This window comes from Micromonospora sp. NPDC047548, assembly GCF_040642975.1.
GTDB lineage: Bacteria > Actinomycetota > Actinomycetes > Mycobacteriales > Micromonosporaceae > Micromonospora.
Map to the genome: position 1 here is coordinate 1 of NZ_JBEYTI010000098.1, position 5,677 is coordinate 5,677.

6 protein-coding genes and 3 pseudogenes are annotated in these 5,677 nt (G+C 67.7%); 2 read left to right on the forward strand and 7 right to left on the reverse strand.

What is annotated here, in order from left to right; translation table 11 throughout:
• Positions 1-350 (reverse strand): annotated as a pseudogene (locus ABZ807_RS32905) (hypothetical protein); the annotation flags it as partial.
• A 120-nt stretch (positions 351-470) separates the two neighbouring features.
• Here ABZ807_RS32905 and ABZ807_RS32910 point away from each other — a divergent pair.
• Positions 471-878: a spore-associated protein A gene (locus ABZ807_RS32910; RefSeq protein WP_357166946.1), complete on the forward strand. Its 408-nt coding sequence runs from the start codon at positions 471-473 to the stop codon at positions 876-878.
• Between the two features lie 447 nt (positions 879-1,325).
• Here ABZ807_RS32910 and ABZ807_RS32915 read toward each other — a convergent pair.
• Positions 1,326-2,301, reverse strand: a pseudogene (locus tag ABZ807_RS32915) (transposase).
• Here ABZ807_RS32915 and ABZ807_RS32920 point away from each other — a divergent pair.
• On the forward strand, positions 2,206-2,823 hold the full coding sequence (locus ABZ807_RS32920; RefSeq protein WP_357166949.1) for a RidA family protein: 618 nt from the start codon (positions 2,206-2,208) through the stop codon (positions 2,821-2,823). The pseudogene ABZ807_RS32915 and the gene ABZ807_RS32920 sit on opposite strands and share 96 nt — an antisense overlap.
• A gap of 92 nt (positions 2,824-2,915) precedes the next feature.
• Here the strand turns inward: ABZ807_RS32920 and ABZ807_RS32925 are convergent, their stop codons facing one another.
• From ABZ807_RS32925 to ABZ807_RS32945, 5 genes and pseudogenes are all read right to left on the reverse strand, one after another.
• Positions 2,916-3,167, reverse strand: coding sequence for a hypothetical protein (locus ABZ807_RS32925; RefSeq protein ID WP_357166952.1), 252 nt, complete (start codon positions 3,165-3,167; stop codon positions 2,916-2,918).
• Between the two features lie 309 nt (positions 3,168-3,476).
• Positions 3,477-3,662, reverse strand: coding sequence for a hypothetical protein (locus tag ABZ807_RS32930; RefSeq protein ID WP_357166955.1), 186 nt, complete (start codon positions 3,660-3,662; stop codon positions 3,477-3,479).
• A gap of 49 nt (positions 3,663-3,711) precedes the next feature.
• Positions 3,712-4,020 carry a hypothetical protein gene (locus tag ABZ807_RS32935; RefSeq protein WP_357166958.1) on the reverse strand — a complete coding sequence of 103 codons (309 nt, stop codon included), beginning with the start codon at positions 4,018-4,020 and terminating at the stop codon, positions 3,712-3,714.
• Between the two features lie 136 nt (positions 4,021-4,156).
• Complete coding sequence (locus tag ABZ807_RS32940; protein WP_357166961.1) at positions 4,157-4,627, reverse strand: hypothetical protein; 471 nt, start codon at positions 4,625-4,627, stop codon at positions 4,157-4,159.
• Positions 4,628-4,834: 207 nt separating this feature from the next.
• Positions 4,835-5,582: pseudogene (locus tag ABZ807_RS32945) on the reverse strand (carboxyl transferase domain-containing protein); the annotation flags it as partial.
• Positions 5,583-5,677: the final 95 nt, after the last annotated feature.

Below are 5,677 nucleotides of genomic sequence, written 5' to 3' on the forward strand. Positions count from 1 at the left end.
CGATGCCTCCAGAGTTCCCGCGGCAGTGCCCGGACCAGCGCGGACAACACCGCCCGCTCCGGCCACGACAGGCGCGGCCGACCGACCTGACGGCGTAGCACCGCCACCTCATGGCGCAGCACCAGCAACTCTGCGACCAGCGCGGACTCGCTGCACGTGGCCAGCGGCAACCAGCCGAACATCCGCACCGCACTCAGGTACAGCAGCCGAACCAACACGCCTGCCATCCTGCTCCTTGTCGCGAAACAGCAGCTCACACCCTGTGCGACGAATTTTGGCACGGTACAGGGCTCGAACCGCTCGGTCAAAACCAGCTCGCGGGCGCGCGCAATCGCATCGTCGGCGTCCACCGATCAGCACCAGACCACCAACGGCGGCCCGGCACGCGCGGCTGGCTCTCCGGTTAACCTGTCTAGATCGACGCGGCTACTCTGATCGCCAGAGCCGGACTAATGTGGAGGTAACCGACCGTGAGTGTTTTCAAGCGAAGTGCGACCCTTGCGCTCGGCATCGTGGCCACGTTGGCGGCGTCCGTGTCGTGGAGCAGCCCGGCCATGGCGGCGTCCTCGCCCATCGCGGCCTGCGGCGGCGGCAGCTACCACGTCATCGACAGCCATGCGTACGGCTCTAGCGCCACCACCTACTTGCTCTACAACGGCAGCACCAACTGCGTGGTGACCTGGAAGACCGGAGCGGCGGGCAACGCCGCCTGGGTGCGTGCGGTGGTGCAGGTGTACGGCTCGCCGGGGGTGGTGGACGCGGATTACTACCGCTATTATGCCGGCCCCGTGAAGGTCAATGCGCCGGGCAAGTGCATCATGTGGGGCGGCTCCTACGGCAGCCAGTGGTACGAGAGCCCCTTCGAGCACTGCGGCTGACCGCACCGCTGCCGGGGCTGCCGGAATTCGCTGGCACCGTGCTCGCCGGGAACGGCCATCCTGCTCCGGATTTCCGGAGTATTTTGCGGTCATGGCGTTCGCGCCATGACATCACGGAGGAGAGCCAGGCCGGCCGCGCAGACGCCCGACAGGCAGGCCGAGAATTTCGGCCCTACTGACACATCCGTGGGTCCTGGTGCATGATCACCGGGTGGATTGAGTGGTGTCGGCTGTGGAGATCTTCTCGGTCGGGCGGTCTTGACCGGATCGTGGTTCTGGCCTGGTGGCAGGGGGTCGCGGAGCGACCGCGCGGAGCGACCGCGCGGAGCGCGGCGTGCCCCTTGCCGGCGGGCGAGGTTCGCGGTACGCCTGTGGCGTCCGGGCGGGAAGATCGGTGCGATCTTTGAGGGAGGGTCGGGAGCGCGAGGGCGGAGCCCTCGCACCGGTTCAGGCCGTGTGGGTGCGGCCGGGTAGTGGTGGGCACAGGCCGCCGAGGGCCACCATGGCCAGTCCGATCAGGGCGTGTGGGTCGTGGAACCCGAACGCCTGGCGGGTGAGTAGCCGTAGTTTGGTGTTCACCGACTCGGCGAGCGCGTTGGACAGCCGGTGTTCGATGCTGACCTCGATCGCGGGCCGGTGTCTGCGGATGCGGCGGGCCAGGTCGACGAAGGCGGGGATGCGGCTGCTTCGCGCCCAACTGAGCCATCGGTGCAGGGCGGTGATCGCCAACTGCGGGAAGCCTTGCCGGGCCAGGGAGAACACCCAGCGCAGGCCTTCCTTGAGTGCCCACGCCCGGTGCAGCCTCTGCGCGCACCGTTGGGCGCCGAGGGCGTCGAAGAACGCGGCCACGGTGGCCTTGTCCCGGCCCGGCGCGGCCCAGATCAGGCGCCCGGTGTCGTGGTCGACCACGACGGTGATGTACCGGTGCCCGCGCTTGTAGGACAGCTCGTCTATCCCGATGCGGCGCAGCCCCGCCAACCGGTCAACCCTGGCCCGCGCGTCGGCCGACACCCGCGCGCAGATCGCCCCCACCGTGCGCCACGCCACACGCATCAACTCGGCGACCGCGGTCCTCGACGTGTGCACCGCCAACCACGCCACCTGATCATCGAACATCCGCGTGTGCCCCGCCCCGCGCCCATGGGAAGGCGATCACGGCCGGGCCGTGCTCGGGGCAGTTCACCCGGGGCGCATCGGCCTCGAGCACCGCCTTGACCGGGCCGAGATCCAGGCTGCGCCAGCGGCGCCGGCCCTCACCCCGGTCATACCACGGGCAACGCCGGCCACAACGGCCACAACGCTGCCCGACCTTCCTCCACGGCCGCACATGCGCCACCAGCGTCCCGTCGCCGTCGAAGGTGACCTCTTCGATGGCCGTGCGGTCAACGCCCAACAACGCCTTGAATACACTTGTAGATCGCACGCCGTTCCTGTGCCTGTGGTTCTTGCTCTCGACAAGCCAGAAACCCTAGCCCGGGCACGGCGTGCGCCCGTTATAGCCCCTTCTGACCACCCACGGAAGCGTCAGGGGAGCCAGAATTTCGGCCTGCCCGGGGAGGCATCCTACGGTTACGTCCAGGCGATCAAGCACGGTGACACGATCTATGTGTCCGGGCAGCTCGCGAACGACGGCGCCGACCTCCTCGCCCGGGCTCCGCTCGACAAGCACGGCAAGGTCACGGACTACGGGAACATGGGCGAGCAGATGCAACAGGCCTACCGTAACGCCGAGACGTTGCTCCGCCGGTTCGGCGCCGCGCTGGCCGATGTCGTGGAGGAAGTCCTCTACGTGCTCGACGTCGACGCGGCATTCCAGTCGGCCGGGCCGGTGCGCAAGGGCGCTTACGGACGCGAGGATCCACAGGTGGCAAGCACCCTGGTCGGCACACCGCGGCTGGCCTTTCCCGACCAGCTGATCGAGATCAAGCTGATCGCCCGGGTATGAGCGAAGCCGAGAACGCGACAGCGCCCAGCTGACCGCAGCGCGGCCGGGACGGCAGGAGAGGTTGGTCTCTTGCCATCCCGGCAAGGAACCCGCTAGGCGAGGTTCGAGACCCAGCCACCGCTGTCGTAGGGGTTACCGCTGTTGTATCGGGCGCCCCGGAAGGAGATCTCGCGCCCCTCGGTGAAGTCCTTGTTGCATATCGCCCAGGTACCCGCGGTGTGCGTGTTGACGCAGGATCCCCACCGGTTCGAGTCCGCGTCGTACCAGTCGAGTGCCGCGGCGTAGCCGTCCGCCTTCTCGTCGTACACGAAGAAGTAGTCTCCGTAGGGTTGGAAACAGGCCATCACCCCTGTCGGGTTCGTGCACTTACTGTAGTAGTCAGTGTCGGGGAGGGTCGAAGCATAGTGCCGTAGTCCGTTTCAGAGCCGTAGTAGGCAGCGGAGGCGGCGGCGGGAGCCAGCATGGTCACTGCTACGCCGGCCACGGCGGCCAGCGCGAGTAAGCCTCGGCGGGGGTGCGCACGGTGAATTCTCCTCTGTGGTAGTTTGCCACGACACAATGCCGTGCGCGAAAACTAGCAATCGCCCACATAGGTTGTGGCAAGACCAGTTTTCTCCTGAGGACATCTTGAGGCCCGTCCGGCGGCGCCCGAACTAACGCTGGTGGGATTCGATGGCGGCGATAACGCGGGGCCGCACTTCCGTGGCGCGGATGACGGCGTCCACGGAGCCGACCTCGACGGCGCGCTGGATGTTGTGCACGCCGTCGAACTCCGTGGCCACCTCGCCGAGCTTCTCCGCGCGGACCGACGAACGCAGCTCGTCGAGTTCCGCGGTCAACGCGGCACGGTCGGCGCCGGCGGCGGCAGTACGGCGAACATCACCACGATCATGGCGGTGAGCGGCCGAGGTGCGCCGAGAAGAACGAGTCAGGACAGACCGGCAAGGACGGGCAGCAGCCCGTAGACAGGGGCCCGCGGCGCTGCTCCCGCACGCCGAGGTGGTGGTCGGTCAATCGCCCCCGTCGTACGCCGAGCCAGATGATGCCGTACGGGACAACGGAGCAGAACAGTACGGCCAGCGCAGCCCAGCCGATGCCCACCGCGATGGCTGGGGCGGTGCTGTGCAGGGCGATGATCAGCGGCATGGCAGCCGCGAAGACCGCAGGCGCGAACCCCTCGGTGCCGATCCGGGCCACTCGATCAGAGGTGGTACGGGTACGCGGGCCAACGGCAGCAGGTATGTGACGGTTCTACCTTACGAGGTCCGGTACGGCGGCAGGGCGGCCGGGACGGCAGGAGAGGTTGGTCTCCTGCCATCCCGGCCAGGAACCGCTAGGCGACGACCGAGACCCAGCCACCGTTGTTGACGCGGTTACCGCTTTGGTAGAGAGCGCCCCGGAAATAGATGGTGTGCCCCTCGGTGAAGTCCTTGTTGCAATCCGCCCAGGTACCCGCGGTGTGCGTGTTGACGCAGGTTCCCCACCGGTTCGAGTCCGCGTCGTACCAGTCGACCGCCGCGGCGTAGCCGTCGGCCTTGTCGTCTTTCACGAAGAAGTGGTCGCCGTAGGGCTGGAAACAGGCCAAAACCCCTGTCGGCCAGGTGCATTTTCTGTAGAAGTCGTTGTCGGGCAGGTTGGGAATCTGAGTGCCGTAGTTCGTTTCATTACCGTAGTAGTAAGCGGAGGCGGCGGTGGGAGCCAGCATGGTCACTGTTACGCCGGCCACGGCGGCCAGCGCGAGTAGGCCTCGGCGGGGGGTGCGCACGGTGAATTCTCCTTTGTGGTAGTTCGCCGCGACCGCCACAGCCGCACCTCGCGCGAGCCACTCCGGCACGCGCACTCAGGGCGCACGTCCGGCGAGCCACGCTGGTGCTGTCGTCGTGCGTCAGAAATGTGGCGGAGGCGTGTCGACTCGTAAATCTGTGCATGAAACTAGCAATCGTCTGCATAGGTTGTGACAAGACCAGGTTTATCTTGAGGACATCTTGAGGCCCGTCGGGCGGCGCCCGCGCTACCGCCGATGGGACTCGATGGCGGCGATGACGCGGGGCCGCAGTTCGGCGGCGCGGATGACGGCGTCCACGGAGCCGACCTCGACGGCGCGGTGGATGTTGTGCACCTGGTCGAACTCCGTGGCCACCTCGCCGAGCTTCTCCGCGCGGACCGACGAGCGCAGCTCGTCGAGTTCTGCGGTCAATGCGGCACGGTCGGCACCGGCGGCGGTCGCGGCGCGGGCCTCCAGGTCCCGCACGCGCGGGTCGGCCGCGGTGCGGGCGTTGACGTCGCCGGAGAACACCACCGGGGCGGCCGGCGCGCCGCCGAGCACCGAGGCGAACGAGCCTTCCAGCGCCAGCACGGTCATGTTGGGGTTCAGCGCCTTGGAGAACACCACGAACGCGCCGCCGTGGTATCGCGAGATCACGCAGAACACGATGGGCCCCGCGGAAGTGGACGATCGCGCGGCCGATCTCGGCGCCGTACTCCAGTTGCAGCTTGCGCATCGATTCCGGCGATCCGTCGAAGCCGGACAGGTTCGCCAGCACGACGAGGGGGCGGTTGCCGCTGGCCACGTTGATCGCCCGCGCGGCTTTCTTCGACGACCGCGGGAACAGCGTGCCCGCGGTGTAGGTGTCCGGGCCGTCGGTGGGCGGGAAGCCACGCCGCGGCACCGGCCGTGACTCGATGCCCAGCAGGCACACCGGTACGCCGCCGAGGTGTACGTCCTGCACGACCGCGGTCTCCGCGTCGGCCATGCCCGCCCTGTACGGTGCCAAAATTCTGTTTCAGGCTTGTGAGCTGCGAATTTGCGAGTAGCTCAAGCTGCCCGGTGATACTCGTTGATCACGCCGTCCAG